We start from the raw sequence: 21,185 nt of genomic DNA, 5'->3' as shown, positions 1-21,185 counted from the left end.
GTGGTCGTGCTCCATCAGTACCGCGCGCCCGGCCTGGATCCGGGCGGCCAGATCGAGCCCGGTCTCGGTGGGCGACAGGCGCACCCGCAGCGGCACGGTGTTCATGAGCAGCCCGACGATCCCGGCCGTGGCCGGGGCGCCGGGGGGGGCGGGGGCGGGGCCGGGGGCTGCCCGCCGCGGGGGTCCCGCGGCGGGGGGGGGGGGGGGGGACGGCGGGGCCCGGGGGGGGGCACCCGGCGCGTCCGCGCGTACTGCTGGGGGTCGTCGCCGTTCATCACCGAGATGCTACTGATCCGGCGGGCCCGCGGGTTCATCTCGAGTCGATGACGATCCTCACGGTTTCGAGTTCGCGACTGTGACGGTTCACGGCAGCCAGGACACGTGCCCGCGCAGCAGGGCGTAGCCGACGTAGGCGACGGTGTCGATGGCCGCGTGCGCCAGCACCAGCGGCCACAGCCGGTCGGTGCGCTGCCAGAACCTGCCGAACACCAGGCCCATCACCAGATTGCCGAGGCCGCCGCCGAGACCCTGGTACAGGTGGTAGCTGCCGCGCAGCAGGGCCGACGCCAGCAGCGACCGGTTCTCCGTCCAGCCCAGCGCCCGCAGCCGGGTGATGAGATAGGCCACCACCAGAATCTCCTCGGCCACGGCGTTCGCCAGCGCCGACAGCACCAGCACCGGCAGCCGCCACCAGTGGTCGCCGAGCGAACTCGGCACGATGGTCACGCTGAATCCCAGCGCGTGGGCCGCCAGGTACAGCCCCAGCCCGGGCAGGCCGATCACCGCCGCCAGCACCAGCCCCGGCAGCACGTCGCCGCGCCAGCGGATGCGCGCGAGCCCGATCAGCCGCGGCCCGATCCCGCTGCGCCACAGCAGATACAGGCCGAGCGCGCCCCAGCCCAGCAGCCGCAGCACACCGAGCAACTGGAACATCAGATCGATGGCCGACTGCGCCGCCCGCGACGGATTCAGCGCCACCGTCTGCCCGCCGACGCCACCGGGCGCCAGCGCGCTCTCGAGCAGCGACAGCGCCGCATTGGCCCCGCTCAGCCCGAACGTGACCACCAGGACTATCGCGATCTCGATCCGGATCGCCGTGCGTTCGCGCCCGCTCGCGGGCTCGCGCCGGGCGGGTACGGAATCGGCCCAAGACACCATGCCCGCCAATCTATGTGCGGGCGGACCTCAGATGCGGCGCATGCCGTTGAGGAAGGGGCAGCCGGCGAGGATGCGCACGGCGCGGCTCAGGGATTGGACGTCGTCGACTGGCGAGTCGAACGGCAGGCGGACGTCGTGGTCGCCGTCGTCGGGGCTCTCCACGCGCAGGGTCACGCCGTAGCGGTCGATGGCCAGCGGGTGCACCGCGCCGCCGCGCAACCGGACGGGCAGGTGGCGGGCCAGCTGGGCGACGACATCGGCGTGGTCGGCATCCATGTGCTGCAGCCACGCCGCCTCCAGCTCCCAGAACGGGTCGGCCTGGGCGGTGCGCAACTGCTCCTGGCAGGCCGAGGCGGCGCCGCTGGAGTCGGCCACCACGGCGGAGTCGATCACCAGGCGCAGCAGTGTGGTGGTGTGGCCGACGTCGAGCAGCGCCGGGTGGGCGTGCTCCTTGGCGACCTCGCCCGCCAGCAGGCGCTGGGCGTGCGCCGGGACCGCGCGTACCCGGCCGCGCAGCCACACCAGCGCCCGCACCGGTTCGCGCAGCGGCAGCGGTGCCATATCGGTCAGTTCCAGCACGGCGGGGGAGCCGAGCGGACCCCACGCCGCCGTCACCGCCGGGGAATCCGACGCCACGGCGATCACCACGTCACCGCATGCGCGCAGATGGTGCACGGTCGTCGGCACGGGGTCGGCCCCGGGCAGGGCGAGCACCGCCTGTTCGGCGTGTGCGCAGGCATTGCGCACCCGCTCGGCCGTGGACGGTGCGGCGGTCGTGGTCGTGCGCGGCATGCATACCTCCAGATGTCCGAACCCGGCGCTGTAATTAGGTAAACCTAAGCTAAGTGACGATGAGGGCTTGCGCAAGCGTTGCGATCGCTACGGTGGAAACGTGCCGCACGATTCGAATCCCCCCGCCGACCCGGTCCTGGTGCCGCTCGGCGTGCCCCCGAAACCGTCCGTCGGCCTGGTGGAGGATCTGGTCCGCGCGATCTCCGCGGCGCCGCAGGCGCCGGTGCTCGACGGCGCGGCACCCGATTCGCAGGTCGCGGCCTTCCTGGCCGGTGCGGCACATGCCGATACCGGATTCGTGGCCCGTGCCGCGTCGGGGGAGCGGGCGCTGGCGCTGCTCGCCGCGACGGCCGCGGCACTGTGCGGCGACGATATCGCCGCGGCGTTGCGCGATCCGGATATCGACTTCCTGCGCGGGCTGAAACCGCCCGCGGTGCAGGCGCTGCGCGAGGTATTGCTGGCCGTGGAGTCCGACCGGCCGGACGAGGTAGCGCAAGCCCTCGCGGTCCTGACCCCTGACATCGTGCAAACTTCCAGCCCGCACCCGACTCCTCGGTAGTGTCGTATCCGTGCCGCGTATCGCCTATTTCGGGCCGTCGGGAACCTTCACCGAGATGGCCCTTGTCAAGCTCGAGTCCGCGAACGTCTTCGACGGACCGGTCGAACGCGTCCCCGCACCCAGTCAGGGCGCCGCGCTCGAGCTGATCCGGGCCGACGAGGTCGACGGCGCGGTGGTGCCCATCGAGAGTTCGGTGGAGGGCTCGATCTCGCCCACGCTCGACGCGCTCGCCGTCGGCCCGCGCCTGCAGATCGTGGCCGAGACCGAGCTGGATGTGGCGTTCACGATCGTGGCCCGGCCGGGTGTCGCGCTGGACGAGGTGCAGACCCTCGCCGCCTATCCGGTCGCCGCGGCGCAGGTGCGGATGTGGTTGTCGCGGCACATGCCGCAGGCGCGGCTGTACACCTCGTCGTCCAATGCCGCCGCCGCCGAGGACGTGGTGAGCGGGCACGCCGAGGCGGCGGTATCCACCGCGCTGGCCGGTGAGCGGCTCGGGCTGGCGGTGCTGGCCTCCGGCGTGGCCGACCACGACCAGGCGGTCACCCGGTTCGTGCTGGTGACCAGGCCGCGGGTGGCGCCGCCGCGCACGGGCGCCGATCGGACCTCGCTGGTGGTCCTGGAACTGGCCAACGAACCGGGTGCGCTGATGCGGGTGTTCGCCGAATTCGCCACGCGCGGAGTCGATCTCACCCGCATCGAATCGCGGCCCACCCGCACCGGGATGGGCACCTATCGCTTCTATCTCGATTGCGTCGGGCATATCGACGACACCGCGGTCGCCGAGGCGCTCAAGGCGCTGCATCGCACGGCCGGGCGGATCCGCTTCCTGGGTTCGTGGCCCGCGAGTTCGCCGAGCGGCAGTACGCCGCCGCCGGACGAGCCCGCGGCGGCCTGGCTGGAAGACCTGAAGAAGGGGGTGGCGGACCTGTGACCGACAAGCTCGTCCTGGTGCGGCACGGCGAAACCGAGGGCAATGTCGCGAAGGTCCTCGATACCCGCGTCCCGGGCCTGCCGCTGACCGAACGCGGTGTGGCGCAGGCGAAATCGTTCGCGGCGAGCCTCGCGGCGCCGCCGCGGCGGCTGTTCTGCTCGGCGGCGCTGCGGGCGCGCCAGACCGCCGGTCACATCGAATCGGTGACGGGCGTGCCCGCCGAGGTGGTCGACGGGCTCTACGAGGTTCAGGTCGGGGACCTGGAGGGCGCGAATTCCGATGCGGCGCACCGGATGTTCCAGGATGTCTACCACTCCTGGCATCTGGGCGAACTGCAGGTGCGGATACCCGGCGGCGAGACCGGCCAGGAGGTGCTCGACCGGTATCTGCCCGAGTTGGAGCGGCTGCGCCGGGAGTTCCTGCCGCCCGGCGCCGCCCGGTCCGGCGACATTCTGCTCGTCAGCCACGGTGCCGCCATGCGTCTGGTGGCGCGCGCGATCGGCGGGGTGGCGCCGCCGTTCACCACCAACAACCACCTGGACAACACCGAGACCATCGAGCTGCTGCCGCGCTACGGCGGTCCGGCCGACCGGCAGGAGTTCCTCGGCTGGGAGTGCGTGCGCTGGGGCCGCTACACCCCACCCTTCGAATACGACGCCGAACCCACCGCCGACGACCCGATGGGCTAAGGCGCGGCGCGGCTGTCCTCGGGATCAGCCGCCCAGGACTCCCGGGTTCGGCCGGAAATCCTCGCGCAGCGGCAGGGATTCGATCAGGTTCTCGAGCGCGGCTCGCAGTCGTGCAGGGGTGCCGCTGCTCAGTGACGACCACTTCACGTCGTCGTCGGAGACGCTCGTGGTCGAGAGGAATCGGCCGTTGCGGGTGTCGAAGACCGCCACGTGGTTGGGCGAGAAATCCCGGCTGCCGTCGCCGTAGATGACGCCGACGATCTCCGCGGCGGACTGGATCTCGACCAGCGCCGCGGCGAGCGTGGTGGCGTCCTGGTCCGGCTTGCCGACCTGTGCCAGGCGCCGCGCCGTGGCGGCGGTGTCGCCGGTGTCGCCCAGGATCGGGGCGAGCTCCTCGGTCGGGGCGTTCATCCCGTACAGCTCGAGTGCCGGGGGCGAGCCGAGCGCGGCGATCACCGTCCCCGGCAGGTCGGGGCCGCACTGGTCGATGACGAAGGAATCGGGCCCGCGCAGGGCGACGACCTCCAGGCCCTCGCCCTTGGCCACGCACAGCCGATTCACCGCGTCGCCGACGATCCAGCGCATCTCCAGGGCCCAGTGCGGCCGCTCCAGCGCCCGCATGCGATCCGCGAGCTCCGGCGCGACCGCGTCGCCGTGCAGCAGGCCGCGCTCGGTCAGCGATTCGGCCGCGGCGGACATGGCCTCGGCGTAGGTGACGTTGTTCTCGTAGTACCGGTTCGCGCTCAGCACCACCGGGATGTCGGTGAGTTCCAGCCGCTCCTGCAGCAACTGGAACTCGTGAAACGACAGCACGACCGCCTCCAGCATGGACGGGCCGTGATCAGCGCCGAGCACCGTCACCTAGTGCTCTCCGCGGACGCATCGGCACCGATGACGCCGGGCGCGATGACACCGCCCTCGGCGAAGTGCTCCCCGCGCAGGTAGTCGTTGCCGGTGCGCTCGTCCTCGTCCTCGTCGTCGCGAGCCTGGTTGCCGAGCAACGGATTACCCGTGGCGTTGTTCGCGCGGGCCGCAGGTGCGCCGGCCTGGCTTGCGGCCGTCGCCTCCGCGGACGCGGTGGCCGCGGCCGGGCCGCCGCCGATCGCGCCCGCACCCCACCCGTCGGGGAGCTTGAGCGAACCCGCGTTGTTGCCGATGCCGACCGAGCCGCCGGAGAACGAGACCGCGCGGGTGGCCGCGGCGGTGCCGCCGACCGCGCCGACCGACGCCATCATCGGACCCGCGAAGCTCGGCACGCCGCTGCTGCCGTTGAACGCCGCGGAGATCGCGGAACCGGCGACGTTTCCGGCGGTCGTGACGCCGGTACCGGCCATGGACACCGCCGACTGCGCGGCCTGGGTGGCGGCGCTCACCACGGAGGGGTTGCTCGCGAGCCCCTGTGCGGCGGCGATGGTGGCCTGCAGCGGGTCGCTCGGCGTGGCCTGCATCGTCGCGGATTCACCGCCCTGGGCGGTTCCGGCGCCGGCCGCGACCGGCGGCGGGGTCAGGAACTCGCCCGGCGTGGTGACCAGCGCGGTGGTGGCGGCCTCGTACGTCTCCATCACCAGGGCGGCTCGGGTGTCCATCGCGACGCGCGCGGCCTCGGCCGCGGCGAAGCTGCCCGAGACGACCCCCGGCGGGGTGTGCGCGGCGGCCACGGCGGCGTTGGTGGCCGCGATCTCCGGCGGGCTCGGCATCACCAGTGCGGCGACGCCGTAGGCCGTGGCATTGGCCGCCGTCTTGGCGCTCATGGTGGCCGCCATGGTGGTCTGCTGGCCCGCCCAGCCGAGGAAGCCGGTCAGCTTGCTCAGCGCCGCGACACCGTTGATGCCCTCCATGCCGATGCCGAGCTCGGCCATCACTCGCGTGACGGTGGCACTCGCCTCGGCCCAGGCCGCCGACAACCCGCCCCAGGCGGTGCTGGCCGCGACGATCGGCACCGCGTGCGCGCCGGAATGGAGTGTGGCGCAATTGACTTCGGCGGGTCGGAGCCCCCATATCGCTCCGGTGATCCCTGCAACCATCGTTCTGTCTCCCCTGTATGTCCGAGTCGCTGTGGTGGTCCGGGTCAGGCCTGGATCGTGCCGCCGACGGCATTCAGACCGGCGGCACGCACCATGTCGGTGCCGATGTACTGCGCCAGCTGCATGCGGAGCGTGTTGGCGGCGTGGTGCAGCTCCAGGATCGCCTGGGCCGACGCGCCGTCGTGCGTGCCCGCGGCGTGGTTGAAGTGACCGGCGGCGAGCAGCGAGACCTCTTCGACGCCGGAGGGGATCACATGGGTTGCCGGGGCCGTCAGGCTGGAGGCGGCGGCGAGCCGCTCGGCGAGTAGATCGAGTTCGACCGAGGCCGCGAGGATGGCTTCAGGTGAGACGAGAAGCATGACTCGAACTCCTTCTAGTGGTGTCTATACAGCTGTAGAGCCGGCACACGCCTGCCCTTCGGTGGAACCACGAGAATTCCCCCTACGAGTGATAGGACGCGACGGCCCCCGGCCGGGTTCCCTCGAATCCGAAGTTTCTTGCGGCTTGACCCACTCCGCGGGTCAAGATTAACCCCATCCCAGCCGATGCAGGCGGTCTTCGTCAATCCCCGAGCAGCGAACTCCCCTGTGAATCACATCGATTCCGGGTCAGCCCCATCCCAGCTGATGCAGGCGGTCCTCATCGATACCGAAGTAATGGGCGATTTCGTGAATCACCGTGACCGCCACCTCCTCGACCACCTCCTCCTCGCTGTCGCACATGTCGAGCAGGGCCTCGCGATAGACCGTGATCGTGTCCGGCAGCGCGCCGCCGTACTGACTGTCGATCCGTTCGGTCAGCGCGATGCCGTGATAGAGACCCAGCAGGTGCGGATCCTCCGCGTTGCGGGGCTCGATCAGCACCACCACGTTATCGATGGCGCGTGCCAACTCCGTGGGGATCATGTCGAGCGCTTCGCCGACCAGCTCCTCGAACCGGTCGTCGGACATCGAAACGGACATTCAGTGCCTCACCAGCCGGTACCTATCGCGGCTGCGGCGGGATCGGCGCGGGCGGGGCGCCCGGGAGCGGCGACGGGGTGGAGCGGCCGGAGTTCGGCGGGGGCACCGGCGCCTGGCCGTCGATGAGTACATCCCCCTTGACCGATCCGGTGATCGTGGAGAAGCCGTCCTGCGTGCCCTTGCCGACCAGGCAGCTCAGCCGGTGGCTGCCGACCAGCCAGCTGCGGGTGTCGAGGTTGTCCCAGAAGATGGTGAGCGTCTTGTTGATCAGCGCGTCCTGCCCGCCGAGGTAGTCGTCGGCGGCGCGGGCGCACTGCTCCTGCATGAACTTGTCCTGGTCCGCGTTGTTCGGCGGGGCGCCGGTGAAATGCGTGCCCAGATCCACCACCGACATCACCTCGTAGGCATGCGGTTTGGCGCAATCGACCGGTTCGTTGGTGGGCAGCCCCTGGCTGATCCCGATGCAGGTGCCCGACTCGAACGCCCGCGACTGATCGCTGTCGCGGACCTGGCCCTCGCTCGGCTGGGTGGCATTGCCGGTGGCGCTGACCAGCTGCAGCCCGCAGCGGATGGTGCGGTCCCCGTTGCGCCAGCCGGGCTCGCCCGGGTTGATCATGCCGACGACGTACCGGCCGCGCGGGTCGAGGCGACCGCCGAGATAGGCGGCCGCGGCGGGCGTGCAGTGTTCGTCGCGCAGCTCGGCGAAGCGCAGCGAGTCCGGGAATCGGGAGCCGGGCCCGAATTCGCGGCCGGGATACAGGCTCAGGTCGATATCGGAGGTGACCTCGAACAGGTGCTTGTCCGCGCAGTTGACCTTCGACAGATCCAGCGTCTTGGCGTTGGTCCACGTCAGGCAGTCGCCCGGCTTCGCGCTGCCGAATGCGGTGTCGGCCCGCCCGCCGATGTGCGGGCGCGCGGGATCGTGCGCCTCGAGGCCGTTGGAGCTGCGGAAGCCGGAGATGAACATCGTCACCAGCGCGGCCACCACCGCGCCCACCGCGACCGCCAGCAGCCCCCAGCGCAGCTTGTGCGCGGGCAGGTGCACTCCGCCGGCGCGGCTGCGTGCCGCCCGCTGCGCCGCCCGCCCGGAGGTGCCGGGGGTACCGGACGGTTCGGTGCCGGGGGCCTGGGGCTCATCTTCGGTGGACATCGCGCTCCATCATGACAGCGCCGTCCCGCGGTCGCCACGAGCCTGTGCCGAATCGCGGCCCACGCGGGCTGCCGCCGCCGCTGGTACGGGCGATTTCGCGGCTCGCCTCCCGGTGGCGTTCAGCCGCGCAGCGCCGAGGCGAAGATGCCGGGCAGCAATCGCGGATTCGGCGCGGCGTAGAACTCGGTGAGCCTGCGGGCGGTCGCGGTGGCGGTGCGGTTGTCGACGAACCAGGGCGGCGTGGGCGCGAGCGCGAACTCGCCCGCCGACAGCGCGCGGGGCGCCGGTCGGAACGGGCCCGACACGACGGTCCGCTCGACGTCGGCCAGCAGGAGCGCGTTGTGCACGACGCCGATTCCGCTCTGCACGTCGTCGAGGGTGTGGCCGGGAAACGCACCCCAGGTGGCGCGCGGCGCCAGGAACGCCAGCGCGGTCCAGGCGTTGATCGCGACGGTGCCGTAGCGCAGCCGCTCGATCGCCCCGGTGAACGCGAGCCCGAGCCGCCGCCTGGTCCGCGGGTGCACGATGACATTGGCGCCGAGCGTCCCGGCGAGTTCGTTGTTGGCGAATTCGACCGCGCGATACAGGAATTCGCCGCCCTCGTGGGGCAGCTCGACGATGCCGAGCACCGGGGCGAAGTACTCGGTGCGCAATGCCGGTCCGGTCGCCGATTCCAGCAGCACCCGCCCGCGGTCGGGGCCGCGGCGTTCGGCGGCGGGATAGGCGGCCAGGGCCTCGGCCACCCGGGCGTCGCTGCCGGGGTAGTAGGCGGATCGGCCCGGCGCCCGGTCGAGGGCGTCGCGCAGTTCGGCGAGAAAGCGGTCCTTCTGCGGCCAGTGCGCGCCGATCACCACCACCTGGGTGGCGACGCAGTTGTAGCCGCCGTTGTGCAGGCGCTGGGTCGCGATGTGCCCGGCCTGGTAGCGCAGGTCGGCGTCGGACCACTCGCCCGGCACCACGATCGCCGGGGACACCCCGCCGAGTTCGCTGGTGATCGGCTTGTCCAGCAGGGGATCCTTCGCCTGTTTGCGGGCCGCGCCGCCGGGTCCGCCGCCGAAGACGACCGCGTCGTGGGTGCGCGCGCTGCCGGTCATGTGGACGTGGGCGACGGCGGGGTGGTGCACCAGGTACTCGCCCGCCTCGGCCCCGCCGGTCAGGATGCGCAGCGCGCCGAGCTCCAGGAACGGGGCGAAGACCTGCTCCAGCACCGGCAACAGCGGATCGGTGATCGGATTGAGCTTCAGGGCCACCACCCGGTTGTGCGCGAACAGCTCGGTCAGCACGTCCAGCGGCGGGATCGAGGTGATATTGCCCGCGCCGAGCACCGCCCCGATCCCCGCGGTGGCGCCCGGATCCCGTTGCGCCAGACCGGCATCGCGGCGCGCGGTCGCGGCATCGATGCCCGGCCGCAGCCAGACCTCGCCGCGAAAACCGTTGAGCAGCAAGCGGTCGTAGCTGCCGAACGGCAGGATCGGCACCGCGACCCGCTCGCCCGGCGCCGCGGACAGCGCGAGCCCGTCGAGCGGGCTGTACCCGGCCTCGAGCACCGCCAGGGTCCGCTGCAGCGCCTCGGCGGCCTGCAGGACGGCGAGCGGGCCCGACATCCATTCCTCGCCGAGCAGCGGGGAGTCGGCGGGCAGGTGTTTGATCGCGCGGGCGGCGGTGACCCAGTCGGCCGCGTGCCGTCCGACCCGGGTGTGCAGTTCCGCCAGCAGTGCGCGGCGCCGTGGTAAAGGTGTTTCCGCCCAGCTCTTTTCGCCGGCGCCCAGATCGGCGAGGGCGGCGTCGATGACGGACGTGTCGAATGTCGTGCCCACGATCCCACTATGGGCGCGCGAACGCGGCCGCGGTGCGAAATGGTGCGATTCGGGCATCGAAGATCGCGCGGCGCAGGTGGCCGGTCACCGCGGCCCGCCCGGACCCACCGCCGCCCTCGGCGAAAACGGTTCGCGTCGCTGCATAGGATTGGCCCATGATCGACCTCCGATTCCTGCGTGACGATCCGGACGCGGTGCGCGCCTCGCAGCGGGCCCGCGGCGAGGATCCGGCGCTGGTGGATGCCCTGCTCGAGGCCGACGCCGCCCGCCGGGCCGCGGTCGCGACCGCCGACAATCTGCGCGCCGAGCAGAAGGCGCTGGGCAAGAAGGTCGGCAAGGCCTCCCCGCAGGAGCGGCCCGCGCTGCTGGCGCACGGGCAGGAGCTGGCGGCCAAGGTCAAGGAGGCCGAGGCCGCCGAGCATGCCGCCGACGCCGAGCTGGACACCGCGCAGCGCGCCCTGTCCAACGTCGTGCAGGAGGGCGCCCCGGCCGGTGGCGAGGACGATTTCATCCTGCTCGAGACCGTCGGCACGCCAACCGAATTCGACTTCGCGGTCAAGGACCACCTGGAACTGGGCGAAGCGCTCGGCCTGATCGATATGGAGCGCGGCGCCAAGGTGTCGGGCTCGCGGTTCTACTTCCTCACCGGCTACGGCGCCCTGCTGCAGCTGGGCCTGTTGCAGCTGGCCGCGCAGCGCGCGACCGCCAACGGGTTCACCATGATGATCCCGCCGGTGCTGGTGCGCCCGGAGGTCATGGCGGGCACCGGGTTCCTGGGCCAGCATGCCGCCGAGATCTACCACCTGGAAGAGGACGAGCTGTACCTCGTCGGCACCTCGGAGGTGCCGCTGGCGGGCTACCACTCGGGCGAGATCCTCGACCTGGCGGACGGGCCCAAGCGCTATGCCGGGTGGTCGTCGTGCTTCCGGCGTGAGGCGGGCAGCTACGGCAAGGACACCCGCGGCATCATCCGGGTGCACCAGTTCGACAAGGTCGAGATGTTCGTCTATTGCAAGCCCGAGGACGCCGACGCCGAGCACCGGCGGCTGCTGGGCTGGGAGCAGGACATGCTGGCCGCGATCGAGGTGCCGTACCGGGTGATCGACGTCGCCGCGGGCGATCTGGGCAGCTCGGCGGCGCGCAAGTTCGATTGCGAGGCATGGGTACCCAGCCAGCGGACCTACCGCGAGCTGACCTCCACCTCGAACTGCACGACGTTCCAGGCGCGCCGGCTGTCGGTGCGCTACCGCGACGACAACGGCAAGCCGCAGATCGCGGCGACGCTGAACGGGACCCTGGCCACCACGCGCTGGATCGTCGCGCTGCTGGAGAACCATCAGCAGGCCGACGGCTCGGTCCGGGTGCCGTCCGCGCTGGTGCCGTTCGTCGGCCGCGAAGTCCTGGAACCGTTGCGGTAACCAGGTATTCGCCACAGTGTGCAACATCGCGCACGTGCACCGGCACGTGCGCCGGGAACGCGGAAATCGAAGACTTTGCCAGTCGATTCCTGCCGATGTGACTACTGCGCGGGACAACTGTGTCTAGGCTAGGCAGCGTGCGAGGAATCGGGTCTCGCGGCGATACCCGCACGCGGGTGCGGACGGCATCGGCGCTAGCAACGGCAATGGTGATGGCTCGGACCACCGGTGCGTTCTACGTGATGGGTGGCGTGCTCGGCCTGCTGATCACCGCCATCGCCCCGGGTGACGAGGGAAATCGGCCGCTGGTGGGTGCCGCGGCGGCGGTCGCCCTGCTGCTGGGGGTCAGCCTGCTCATCTGGGGCCCGCGGCTGCCGCATTCGGTGCACCACATCTACGTCGCGGTGGCGACGATCCTGGTGACGATCGCGGTGCACTGGTTCCCCAATACCGTCGGCGGGATCAGCCTGGCCGCGTTCTACGTGTTCGTCGCCTGCGACGCCGCGATCTTCTTCGGCTGGCAATGGGTTGCGGCACATGTGCTGTTCGCCGTGGTGCTGTGCCTGTGGGTGGTGCCCTCGCGCGGACTGCCGTGGTGGTCGGGCATGATCCCGGCCGGGGTGACGGTGGGCGCGGGCATCGTGGTCGGCATCCTGACCCGGATGGCGTCGGACGCCGATATCGACGTGCTCACCGGCCTGCTGAACCGGCGCGGCTTCGACCGTGCGCTCAATTCCGCGATCGCGCACGCCACCCGTACCGGCCAGGGTCTGGCGCTGGTGCTGGTGGATCTGGACCGCTTCCAGAAGATCAACGACCATCTCGGGCACCGCGCGGGCGACGCCGTCCTGCAGCGGGTGGCCGACACCTGGCAGAAGCTGCTGGAACCGGACCAGCGGCTGGCCCGCTACGGCGGCGATGCCTTCGCGCTGCTGCTGCCCGACACCACCGAACAGGCCGCGATCCTGCTCACCGAGCAGTTGCGGGCCGCGGTGACGACGGGATGCTCGGCCGGTGTCACTTCCTGGCAGCCCGGTGAATCCGGATCGCTGCTGGTCAGCCGGGCCGATGTCGGCCTGTACCGGGCCAAGCAGGCCGGGCGCAACCGCACGGTGCTGGAGTCGTCGCGGCAGCTGCCGCTGGCCGTGGAGCTGCGCGAGGCCATCGACAAGGGCGCGCTGGACGTGCATTACCAGCCGATAGTGAGCCTCACCGAGGGCGGCGGCAAGGCCGTCGGGGTGGAGGCGCTGCTGCGCTGGACGTCGAACGCGCAGCCGGATGTCACCACCGAGGGCCTGATCCGGGTGGCCGAGGAATACGACCTGATCTCGGACCTGGACGAGCTGGTGCTGCGCCGCGCATGTGCCGACGCCGCCCGGCTGCAGGAGACCTTCGCCCAGCTCGATCTCACCCTGAATGTCAATGTCAGCGGGTTGGAGCTGGCCGAATCCGCCTACGCCGACCGGGTCGCGGGCATCCTGGCCGACACCGGCTGGCCCGCCGACCAGCTGGTGCTGGAGGTCACCGAGAGCGAACTGGCCGCCGAATCGCAGACCGCCATCGCGAATCTGCATACGCTGCGGGAGCGGGGCGTGCGCATCGCCATCGACGACTTCGGTACCGGCTACTCCTCGCTGAGCCGCCTGGCGACCATCCCCAGCGACATCCTGAAGGTGGACCAGTCGTTCGTGGCGGCCATCCGTTCCGATACGCCCGCGCCGCCGCTGCTGGGTGTCATTGCGGCACTGAGCAAATCGCTGGACCTGCAGGTCATCGCCGAGGGCGTGGAGACCGAGTACCAGGCCGCCGTGCTGACCGAACTGGGTTTCGCGCTGGCCCAGGGCTATCACTACAGCGATTCGCATCCGGTGTCGGAGTTGCTCGGCGACCTCAACGATCGGCGCGGGCTGGTCGGCGCGGGGGCGACGGAGCGGGACTTCGCCGCCAACGGCTGGGTTCCGGTCGAGAACGGTTACGACACGGGCACTCTCGGCAAGAACTGACGGTTGTTGCGCAGAGAACTCGGGGTGGGGTGCGGCCTGTGCATCGGCGCGGGTGTGGCCGTGCAGGGGCGGGTGAACGGTGCGCTGGGCGAGCGGTTGCAGGACGGGATCGCCGCGGCCGTGGTCAGTTTCGGGTCCGGGCTGCTGGTGCTGGGCGTGGCGTTCGCGCTGAGCGGGCGGTTGCGCGCGGGGGTCCGGGCGGTGTGGCGGGCGGTCGCGCGCGGCGGGCTGCGGTGGTGGCAGCTGCTCGGCGGGCTCTGCGGGGCGTTGTTCGTTGCGTGCCAAGGGCTTACGGTGGCGGCGATCGGGGTTACCGCGTTCACCGTCGCGGTCGTGGCGGGGCAGTTGACGAGCAGCCTCGTGGTCGACCGGCTCGGGCTGGGGCCGGGCGGGCGGACACCTGTGACGGTCCTGCGCGTCACGGGCGCGGCGCTCGCGCTGGCCGCGGTGGGGATCTCGGCCGCCGGTGGGTCGGGGGCGGGCCACTCGGCCTCCGCGGCGGGCGATCTGCTGGGTGCGATTCCGCCCGCGGCGCTGATCGCGTTTCCGGCGCTGGCCGGGATCGGGCTGGCCTGGCAGCAGGCGATGAACGGGCAGATCGGGGTGGTCGGCGGGCCCTATTCGGCCACGCTGGTCAATTTCGCGACGGGGGTTGCCGGGCTGCTCGTCGTCGAGTCCGTGGTCCTCGCGCGCATCGGATGGCCCGCCGAGTTCCCCTCCGAGCCGTGGCTGTACCTCGGTGGCGTGATCGGTGTCGTCTTCATCGCGCTGGCCGCGGCGGTGGTCCGCTGGATCGGTGTGTTGCTGCTGGGCCTCACATCGGTGGCCGGGCAGCTGCTGGCCGCGGTGGTTCTCGACCTGGCGCTGCCCACGGGTTCCGGATTGTCCGCGGCCACCCTGGCGGGTTGTGTCCTGACGCTGGTGGCCGTGGCCGTCGCGGCGCGTCGGCCGAGGGCGATCCGCGTCCCGCGGCAGCGCGGGGCGGACAATGACGTGCGGTGGTGACGGTGGAGGAAGGAGCGGTATGCGGGAACTGGGTGTCGCGGTGATCGGGTACGGGCTGGCCGGGTCGGTGTTTCATGCGCCGCTGATCGCCGCCGAGCCGCGGATGCGGGTGGCGGCGGTGGTGACCTCCTCCGGGGAGCGGGCCGAGCGGGCGCGTGCCGAACATCCCGGGGTGCGGGTGGCGCCCGACGCCGAGGAGGTGTTCGCGGATGCGGCGGGCATCGATCTCGTGGTGGTCGCGACGCCCAATCGCACCCACGCGCCGTTGGCGATGCGGGCGCTGGGGGCGGGACTGCCGGTGGTCGTCGACAAACCGTTCACGCTCACCGCCGCCGAGGGGGAGCAGGTCGTCGCGGCGGCCGAGCGGGCCGGGCTGTTGCTGACCGTCTTCCAGAACCGGCGCTGGGACAGCGACTTTCGCACGGTCCGCCGGTTGATCGCGGACGGCAGCCTGGGCGAGGTGCGCCGCTTCGAATCCCGTTTCGAGCGGTGGCGGCCGGTCACCAAGGGCGGATGGCGGGAGGCCGGGGGCGTCGACGACGGTGCGGGCATCCTCTACGACCTCGGCAGTCACCTGATCGACCAGGCGCTGACGCTGTTCGGCCCGGTGGCCGATGTGTACTGCGAACTCGACACGCGCCGCGCCGGTGTGCGGGCCGACGACGATGCCTTCGTGGCGCTGACGCACGTTTCCGGCGTGCGCTCACATCTGTGGATGAGTGCCGTCGCCCCGCAGCTGGGCCCGCGCTTCCGCGTACTGGGTTCGCGCAGCGGCTACGCGTCCTACGGCTTGGACCCGCAGGAATCCGCGCTCCGGGACGGCCGCCGCCCGGCGACGGGAACCGCCTGGGGCACAGTGGAACCCGAGCACTGGGGACTGCTGGGCACAGAGGGCGACACCCACCCCACACCGACCGAGCCCGGCGACTACCCGGCCTTCTACACCGCCGTCGCCGACGCCCTGCTCGACGACGCCCCACCCCCGGTCGATCCCCGCGATGCCATCGCGGCCCTGCGCATCCTGGAGCGCGCCCGAGTCGCGGCCCACTACGGCGCGACTCGCTAGTGTTCAGGCGAGCTTGCGGGAGCGCAGCTCGTGTCCCTTGGAGGTCTTGCAGCGCCCGCTCTCCAGATCCCACTGCCAGCCGTGCAGGTTGCAGGTGAGCGTATTGCCTTCCACCACACCGAATTTCGACAGGTCGGCCTTCAGGTGCGGGCAGCGGCGCTGCACCTCCCAGCCCGCGATCTCACAGGAGGCCGAGTCGTCGTGCGCCTCGGAGAACCAGCCGTCGGCGTAGGCGATGCGCTCGTCGGTGAGGCATTTGAAGAAGGTGTAGAGGTACTCGTTGTAGCCGCCGATGCGCCACGCCTCGAATCGCGTGGACAGGAAGATGGTGTTCACCCAGTCGGGTTCGCCGTCGCGCAGCACCGTGCGCACCAGCTGCGGATCGATGCGGAAACCGTAGCGGTACTTGCCCTCTCCGTCTATCGGGCCGCGCACCACGCGCTTGGGGAAGTCGAGCACCACGGTCTCCTCGCCCAGCACCAGGCCGACGGGGTAGCCGATGCCGTCGCAGATCAGGTCGCTCTGCGCCATGATCGGCTCGAGCAGCTCCTTGAGCTGGGGTAGCAGCGGGCCCTCGCCGGTGGCCCAGCTCGCCTTCTCCGCCGCCAGCACGGGCGCCATGCGCCGGGCCATCTGTTCGATGTAGGCGGCCTTGTCGTCGTAGATCTCGGCCGGATCGAACGGATGGGTCAGCTCCAGCTCGGCCCCGCGCACATCGGCGACCGAACCCGGAATCATCAGCACCCCACCGGCATTGCCGTGGATGCGCATCTGCTCCAGGAAGACCATCTGGTCGGGGAAGATGTTGCCCTCGTCGCCGTGGTCGTCGTTGAGGTAGCGCAGCTCGTCGTCCAGGAATACCGGCGGACCCGCCGAGGGCACCACCCAGGTCGCGCCGACCTGCTCGATGTAGCTGCGCGCCCGGTCCATTCCGCGCTGGCGCTTCTGCTGGCCGAACTTGGCCTTCGTCCGCGTCGGGATGTCGTAGACCATCGGGTACCAGATGGCGCCGGAGTACTGCAGCAGGTGGATGTCGACGTGGCCGAACTGCTCGTGCAGCACGTCCATATCGACCGGGCGGGCGTCGTTCATGTTGAAGCACACGGTCTCGCCGTCGGAGACCACCAGGCCGGAGTCGCCGATCGGGCCGTCGGCGGGCGCGCGCAACGCGATGATCATGACGTCCAGATCGCCGCCCGGACCGGTCACGGTGTGCTTGACCGAATCCTCGGTCTCGAAGAACTTGTGAAAACCCAGCTTCTCCAGCTCGCGCTTCAGGTCCGGCACCGGGTAGTCGGGCAGCAGGACGGTGGCGTCCTTGTTGATGTGCTCGGTCAGGTTCTTCGCGTCGAAGTGGTCACGGTGCAGATGCGAGACGTACAGGAAGTCGCAGTCGCCCAGCTCGTCCCAGTCGAGCCGGGTGTTGTCCGGGAACGGGAACCACGAACCGAAGTACGCCGGGTTGACCCACGGATCGCAGAGGATCGTCCCGGCCGGGGTACGGATGTGAAATCCGGCGTGTCCGACGCTGGTGATCTGCACGAAGAAGTCCCTCCTGAACCGTTGCCAGCCACCCAGGGTAGCCGCTAGCCGGAGACGTCGCCGAGGCAGTAGCCCTGGTCGGTGAGCCGCAGGGTGAAGGTCTGCTCCTGGGTCCCGGAGGCGGTGGTGACCGGCGCCGACACCGACAGATAGTTCCCGCGCAGCGGTGCGGACGTGATCGACTGGTCGACGAAGGACCGCACGCCGGTGAGCTTGCCCGGATTGGTGGACAGCGGCGCCGCGGCGGTGCGGCCGCTGCCCGCGGGATCCCAGGCCGCATCGCAGATCAGCGGGTGCGTGTCCTCCCGATCGGCCGGGTCGAGCGGCCGTCCGGTGCTGCGGGCCAGGTAGCGGCGCACGGTGTGCCGGGCGTCGGCATCGTTGTAGGAGGTCTCGGCGCCGGTCGGGTACACCCGCGGGCAGGCGTAGCCGGTGGCGATATCGGCGCGCTGAGCGACGACGGTGATCCCGGCGCGACCGGGGACCTGCGGCCCCTGCCACGTGATCGCGGTGCCGTCGTCGACGCCGGGCTGGGCCAGCGCCCGCACGACGGCCTGCTTGTCCGCATACATCGTCTCCACATTGCGCGGCGCCATCGTCCAGCACTTGTCCACCAGCTGCGGCCGCGGCAGCTCCTGCAGGTCGATCGCGAAGCGGGTGAGGGCATCGGCCGCCTCGGGATCCGGGGACTCCAACGAGACGGTGACCGCCACCTCCCCGGCCGGTGGTGTGGACGAGGGGGCGGCCGATGTCGAGGTGGACCCGGTCCCGGTGTCGTAGTCGGTGCCCTCGATGCCGACCCGCGAATCGCATCCGGCCGCGGTCGCGGCGGCCAGCAGCGCGAGTCCCGCGAATAGCGCCGCCCGGCGCGGCCGGGAGCTTCGGGTACGCCGTGCTGGTCGAGGGCATTTCACTGCGGCAAACCTCTTTCCTACGCGTGCGATGGAGGGCGCGAATGTGACTGCGACTACGCTAGCTGAATTGTGGAACCCGTCTACCGGACGATCATCGGCCTGGCCCGCACCGTCTTCTTCGTGCAGGGGTTGAAATTCGAGGTCAGGGGGGATGAGAACATCCCCGCGACCGGTGGTGCCGTCATCGCGATCAATCACACCGGGTACATGGACTTCACGTATGCGGGGCTTCCGGCGCGGACGCCGAAGCGCTACATCAGGTTCATGGCGAAGAAGGAGGTCTTCGATGACAAGATCTCCGGACCGATCATGCGAGCGCTCAAGCACATTCCGGTGGACCGGTCGGCGGGCGCGGATTCCTACAAGGCCGCGCTCGAGTATCTGCGGCGGGGAGAGCTGGTGGGTGTCTATCCCGAGGCCACCATCAGCCGCAGTTTCGAGATCAAGGAATTCAAATCGGGCGCCGCGCGGATGGCGATCGAGGCGGGGGTTCCGTTGATTCCGATGACCATCTGGGGCGCGCAGCGGGTCTGGACCAAGGGTTTCCCGAAGCGGCTGGGACGCACCAACACTCCGATCTTCATCGCGGTCGGCAAGCCCATCCGGCCGCCCGTCGTGGAATCGGGCAGTATCGCCGAGCCCGCCGCCGAGCTGACCCGGCAGCTGCGCTCGACGATGCAGGAGATGCTGCGGGACCTGCAGCGCGACTACGAGCACGAACCGGGCGCATACTGGGTGCCCGCCCGCCTCGGCGGTAGCGCCCCGACGCTGGAGGAGGCCGATGCGATGGATGCCGCGGAGGCCGCCGAGAAAGCCGCCCGGCGCTCGGCCGCGGGTGAGGCCACGCAGTAGCCGAAAAGGCTGGAAGTACAGGAGTTTTCGGGAGTATGGCGCGAGAGCCCGTCTTCGACGTCCTCACCGGTCTGGTCCGCACGCTGTTCTGGGCGCAGGGCCTGCGCATCGATATCGCCGGGCAGGAACACATTCCGCGCATCGGCGGGGCGGTACTGGCCGTGAATCACACCGCGTACCTGGATTTCATGGAAGTCGGTCTGGTGGGCCGCAAATCGGGCCGCAATGTGCGCTACATGATGAAGGCCGAGCTGGAACACGGCATCGTCGGCTGGTTGATGAAGCACTGCAAGGCGATCGGCGTGGATCGCACCGCCGGTGCCGAATCCTTCGAGCGGGCGGTGGCGGCGCTGCGCGACGGCGAGATCGTGGTCGTCTATCCCGAGGCGACCATCAGCCGCAGTTTCGAACTCAAGGAATTCAAGTCGGGTGCGGCCCGGATGGCGATCGAATCCGGCGCGCCGATCGTGCCGATGACGATCTGGGGCGCGCAGCGCGTGTGGACCAAGGACATTCCGAAACAGCTGGGCCGCCACAACTTTCCGATCAATATCCGCATCGGCGCGCCCATCCCGGCGCGTGAGCCCGCCGACGAGCTCACGGCCGAATTGCGCTCTAGCATGGAGCGGCTGCTCGACCAGGCGCAGCAGGGGTACGAGATGCCCGAAGGTGCCCGCTGGGTGCCCGCCCGCCTCGGCGGCGGCGCGCCGACCCTGGAGCAAGCGGCCGTCCTCGAGCAAGAGGAACTGGCGCGTCGGAGAGCGAAACGAGAGGCCCGCGGCGCCTGAGCCGGAGAAGGGTTCCCGCGCGTCACCTGGCGGGTTCGGCGACGAATACCAGTGTCGCGCCGACGATTCCGACCGCGGTGGCGATCCAGAAGGCGAGGGGGAACCCGCTGGTCACCGAGCCGACGACCAGCGCGGCACCCAGCTGACTGCCCACAGCGCCTCCGACGGTGCGGGATACGGTGTTGATGCCGTTGGCCGTCGCCGCGCGCCCGGGATCGATGACGCGATGCAGCTGCGAGGGCAGCGCGGTCATCACCAGGCCGGTGCCGAGCCCGATCGGTAGCGCGCACGCCGCCAGCTGCCACAATGCGCCGTGCGCGACCGCCAGCAGCGCCGCGCCGCCCGCGGTCAGGAGCAGCCCGGCGACCAGCGGTCCGCGTGGGCCCCGGCGGGTGATGATCCGGCCCGCCACGCTGCCCGCGGGCAGCACCACCAGCGTGGACGGCAGCATCACGAGCCCGGCCGCGGTGACCGAGCCGCCGAATCCGGCTGCCGCCGTGGGCAATTCCACCAGCTTCGGCACCAGCACGTAGTACATGAACTGGATCGCTCCCAGGGTGAGCGCCGCGAGATGCGCGATGCCGACGGGCCGGTGCAGCACCAGGTCCATATCGATGAGCGGGTACCGCAGTCGCCGCTCCAGGCGGACGAATATCACCAGCAGCACGAGCCCGGCGGCGGCCAGGGCCAGGGTCGGTACGGCAAGCCACCCGCTGGTCGGTCCGACGGTGAGTGCCAGCAGGATTCCGCAGAGGCCGCCCGCGAGCAGCACGGTTCCGCCGATATCGAGCCGCCCCGTGGCGCGCGCCGCACCATCCGGCACGGAGACATAGCCGAGAACCAGTGCGGCCGTGATCAATCCGGCCCCGACCACGAACAGCCAGCGCCAGCAGGCATGGTCGACGATCAGTCCGCCGCACACCAGCGCGATGCCCGCCGCCCCGCCCACCAGTCCCGACAGCAGGCCCAGCCCGGCGTGCACCCGCTCGGGCGGCAGGATGTCGGGCACCGAGCCGAAGGCCAGCGGCAGCACCGCGAGGCTGATGCCCTGCCCGGCCCGTGCCGCGATGAGCACGCCGATGGTCGGTGCGGCGAGCGCGAGCAGCGTGGCGGCCAGGTAGATCGCGAGCACGATCAGCAGCATGCGCCGCCGCCCGTACCGATCGCCCAGCCGGCTGATCAGCGGCGTCAGGATCGCGCTGGCGAGTAGGGGTGCGCTCATCACGGCCCAGGTCGCGCCGGTCGCGCTGGTGTGCAGGGCGTGCTGCAGCACGCCGATCGCGGGCACCAGCATGGTCTGCATCAGCCCGTAGGACAGCACGCCGAGGGCCAGGGCGACCATCGCGGCGGTGCGGCGGATCGCGGGCGGGGTGGTCAGGGTCTGGGCGGTCACACGGCCTCCTTCCAGTGCGAACGATGTTCGCGTTAGGCATACCTAACTACATGCGAACGATGTTCGCAAGGGGTGGCGGCGGTCTGTCCGCGGATCGTTGCTGCCGCCGCTTAGGCTCGGAC

20 protein-coding genes are annotated in these 21,185 nt (G+C 70.8%); 9 read left to right on the top strand and 11 right to left on the bottom strand.

Features of this window, described 5'->3' with window-relative positions; translation table 11 throughout:
* Nucleotides 1-363: 363 nt before the first annotated feature.
* Together QH290_RS21985 and QH290_RS21980 are read right to left on the bottom strand one after the other, a co-directional pair.
* Entirely contained in the window at nt 364-1,158 is a 795-nt protein-coding gene (locus tag QH290_RS21985; RefSeq protein WP_280267729.1) for a CPBP family intramembrane glutamic endopeptidase, read from the bottom strand.
* A 27-nt stretch (nt 1,159-1,185) separates the two neighbouring features.
* On the bottom strand, nt 1,186-1,950 hold the full coding sequence (locus QH290_RS21980) for a DUF2470 domain-containing protein (protein WP_280267730.1): 765 nt from the start codon (nt 1,948-1,950) through the stop codon (nt 1,186-1,188).
* 100 nt (nt 1,951-2,050) lie between these two features.
* Here QH290_RS21980 and QH290_RS21975 point away from each other — a divergent pair, with 100 nt between their 5' ends.
* The 3 genes from QH290_RS21975 to QH290_RS21965 are packed head-to-tail and all read left to right on the top strand — an operon-like array spanning nt 2,051 to nt 4,129.
* Nucleotides 2,051-2,509: a hypothetical protein gene (locus QH290_RS21975; protein WP_280384844.1), complete on the top strand. Its 459-nt coding sequence runs from the start codon at nt 2,051-2,053 to the stop codon at nt 2,507-2,509.
* 10 nt (nt 2,510-2,519) lie between these two features.
* The gene (gene pheA, locus QH290_RS21970) at nt 2,520-3,440 is read left to right on the top strand and encodes a prephenate dehydratase (RefSeq protein WP_280267732.1); all 921 of its coding nucleotides are present in this window, start codon (nt 2,520-2,522) and stop codon (nt 3,438-3,440) included.
* The gene (locus QH290_RS21965) at nt 3,437-4,129 is read left to right on the top strand and encodes a histidine phosphatase family protein (RefSeq protein ID WP_280267733.1); all 693 of its coding nucleotides are present in this window, start codon (nt 3,437-3,439) and stop codon (nt 4,127-4,129) included. Before pheA ends, QH290_RS21965 begins: the two co-directional genes overlap by 4 nt.
* A gap of 24 nt (nt 4,130-4,153) precedes the next feature.
* Here QH290_RS21965 and QH290_RS21960 read toward each other — a convergent pair whose 3' ends face one another.
* The 6 genes from QH290_RS21960 to QH290_RS21935 all read right to left on the bottom strand — a co-directional run bounded on the left by QH290_RS21960 (nt 4,154) and on the right by QH290_RS21935 (nt 10,139).
* Nucleotides 4,154-4,990 (bottom strand): ESX secretion-associated protein EspG, encoded by an 837-nt coding sequence (locus tag QH290_RS21960; RefSeq protein WP_280384843.1) that lies wholly within the window; start codon nt 4,988-4,990, stop codon nt 4,154-4,156.
* Nucleotides 4,987-6,153 carry a PPE domain-containing protein gene (locus tag QH290_RS21955; RefSeq protein ID WP_280267735.1) on the bottom strand — a complete coding sequence of 389 codons (1,167 nt, stop codon included), beginning with the start codon at nt 6,151-6,153 and terminating at the stop codon, nt 4,987-4,989. Before QH290_RS21955 ends, QH290_RS21960 begins: the two co-directional genes overlap by 4 nt.
* A 44-nt stretch (nt 6,154-6,197) precedes the next feature.
* Nucleotides 6,198-6,512, bottom strand: coding sequence for a PE family protein (locus QH290_RS21950; protein WP_280267736.1), 315 nt, complete (start codon nt 6,510-6,512; stop codon nt 6,198-6,200).
* A gap of 249 nt (nt 6,513-6,761) precedes the next feature.
* Complete coding sequence (locus QH290_RS21945) at nt 6,762-7,115, bottom strand: metallopeptidase family protein (RefSeq protein ID WP_280384840.1); 354 nt, start codon at nt 7,113-7,115, stop codon at nt 6,762-6,764.
* A 22-nt stretch (nt 7,116-7,137) separates the two neighbouring features.
* The gene (locus QH290_RS21940; protein ID WP_280384838.1) at nt 7,138-8,265 is read right to left on the bottom strand and encodes a septum formation family protein; all 1,128 of its coding nucleotides are present in this window, start codon (nt 8,263-8,265) and stop codon (nt 7,138-7,140) included.
* A gap of 119 nt (nt 8,266-8,384) precedes the next feature.
* Nucleotides 8,385-10,139, bottom strand: coding sequence for an aldehyde dehydrogenase family protein (locus QH290_RS21935; RefSeq protein ID WP_425303635.1), 1,755 nt, complete (start codon nt 10,137-10,139; stop codon nt 8,385-8,387).
* 98 nt (nt 10,140-10,237) lie between these two features.
* On the opposite strand from QH290_RS21935, the gene serS reads away from it, so the two are divergent.
* The 4 genes from serS to QH290_RS21915 all read left to right on the top strand — a co-directional run bounded on the left by serS (nt 10,238) and on the right by QH290_RS21915 (nt 15,574).
* The gene (gene serS, locus QH290_RS21930) at nt 10,238-11,500 is read left to right on the top strand and encodes a serine--tRNA ligase (RefSeq protein WP_280267740.1); all 1,263 of its coding nucleotides are present in this window, start codon (nt 10,238-10,240) and stop codon (nt 11,498-11,500) included.
* A 212-nt stretch (nt 11,501-11,712) separates the two neighbouring features.
* On the top strand, nt 11,713-13,503 hold the full coding sequence (locus QH290_RS21925; RefSeq protein ID WP_280384834.1) for a putative bifunctional diguanylate cyclase/phosphodiesterase: 1,791 nt from the start codon (nt 11,713-11,715) through the stop codon (nt 13,501-13,503).
* A gap of 3 nt (nt 13,504-13,506) precedes the next feature.
* The gene (locus tag QH290_RS21920; protein WP_280384833.1) at nt 13,507-14,508 is read left to right on the top strand and encodes a DMT family transporter; all 1,002 of its coding nucleotides are present in this window, start codon (nt 13,507-13,509) and stop codon (nt 14,506-14,508) included.
* Between the two features lie 19 nt (nt 14,509-14,527).
* Nucleotides 14,528-15,574, top strand: coding sequence for a Gfo/Idh/MocA family protein (locus QH290_RS21915; RefSeq protein WP_280384832.1), 1,047 nt, complete (start codon nt 14,528-14,530; stop codon nt 15,572-15,574).
* A gap of 3 nt (nt 15,575-15,577) precedes the next feature.
* On the opposite strand, the gene QH290_RS21910 is transcribed toward QH290_RS21915, so the two are convergent.
* Both QH290_RS21910 and QH290_RS21905 read right to left on the bottom strand, forming a co-directional pair.
* On the bottom strand, nt 15,578-17,116 hold the full coding sequence (locus tag QH290_RS21910; protein WP_280384830.1) for a Rieske 2Fe-2S domain-containing protein: 1,539 nt from the start codon (nt 17,114-17,116) through the stop codon (nt 15,578-15,580).
* A 44-nt stretch (nt 17,117-17,160) separates the two neighbouring features.
* Nucleotides 17,161-18,030: a hypothetical protein gene (locus tag QH290_RS21905; protein ID WP_280384828.1), complete on the bottom strand. Its 870-nt coding sequence runs from the start codon at nt 18,028-18,030 to the stop codon at nt 17,161-17,163.
* A 69-nt stretch (nt 18,031-18,099) separates the two neighbouring features.
* Here QH290_RS21905 and QH290_RS21900 point away from each other — a divergent pair, with 69 nt between their 5' ends.
* Both QH290_RS21900 and QH290_RS21895 read left to right on the top strand, forming a co-directional pair.
* Nucleotides 18,100-18,882, top strand: coding sequence for a lysophospholipid acyltransferase family protein (locus QH290_RS21900; RefSeq protein WP_280267746.1), 783 nt, complete (start codon nt 18,100-18,102; stop codon nt 18,880-18,882).
* Between the two features lie 35 nt (nt 18,883-18,917).
* On the top strand, nt 18,918-19,670 hold the full coding sequence (locus QH290_RS21895; protein WP_280384826.1) for a lysophospholipid acyltransferase family protein: 753 nt from the start codon (nt 18,918-18,920) through the stop codon (nt 19,668-19,670).
* Between the two features lie 22 nt (nt 19,671-19,692).
* Here QH290_RS21895 and QH290_RS21890 read toward each other — a convergent pair whose 3' ends face one another.
* Nucleotides 19,693-21,063 (bottom strand): MFS transporter, encoded by a 1,371-nt coding sequence (locus QH290_RS21890; RefSeq protein WP_280384824.1) that lies wholly within the window; start codon nt 21,061-21,063, stop codon nt 19,693-19,695.
* Nucleotides 21,064-21,185 lie beyond the last annotated feature (122 nt).

This window comes from Nocardia wallacei, from assembly GCF_029869545.1.
GTDB classification, from domain to species: domain Bacteria; phylum Actinomycetota; class Actinomycetes; order Mycobacteriales; family Mycobacteriaceae; genus Nocardia; species Nocardia wallacei_A.
Note: the sequence above shows the minus strand (reverse complement) of the source record. Positions and strands in the feature narration are given on the sequence as shown.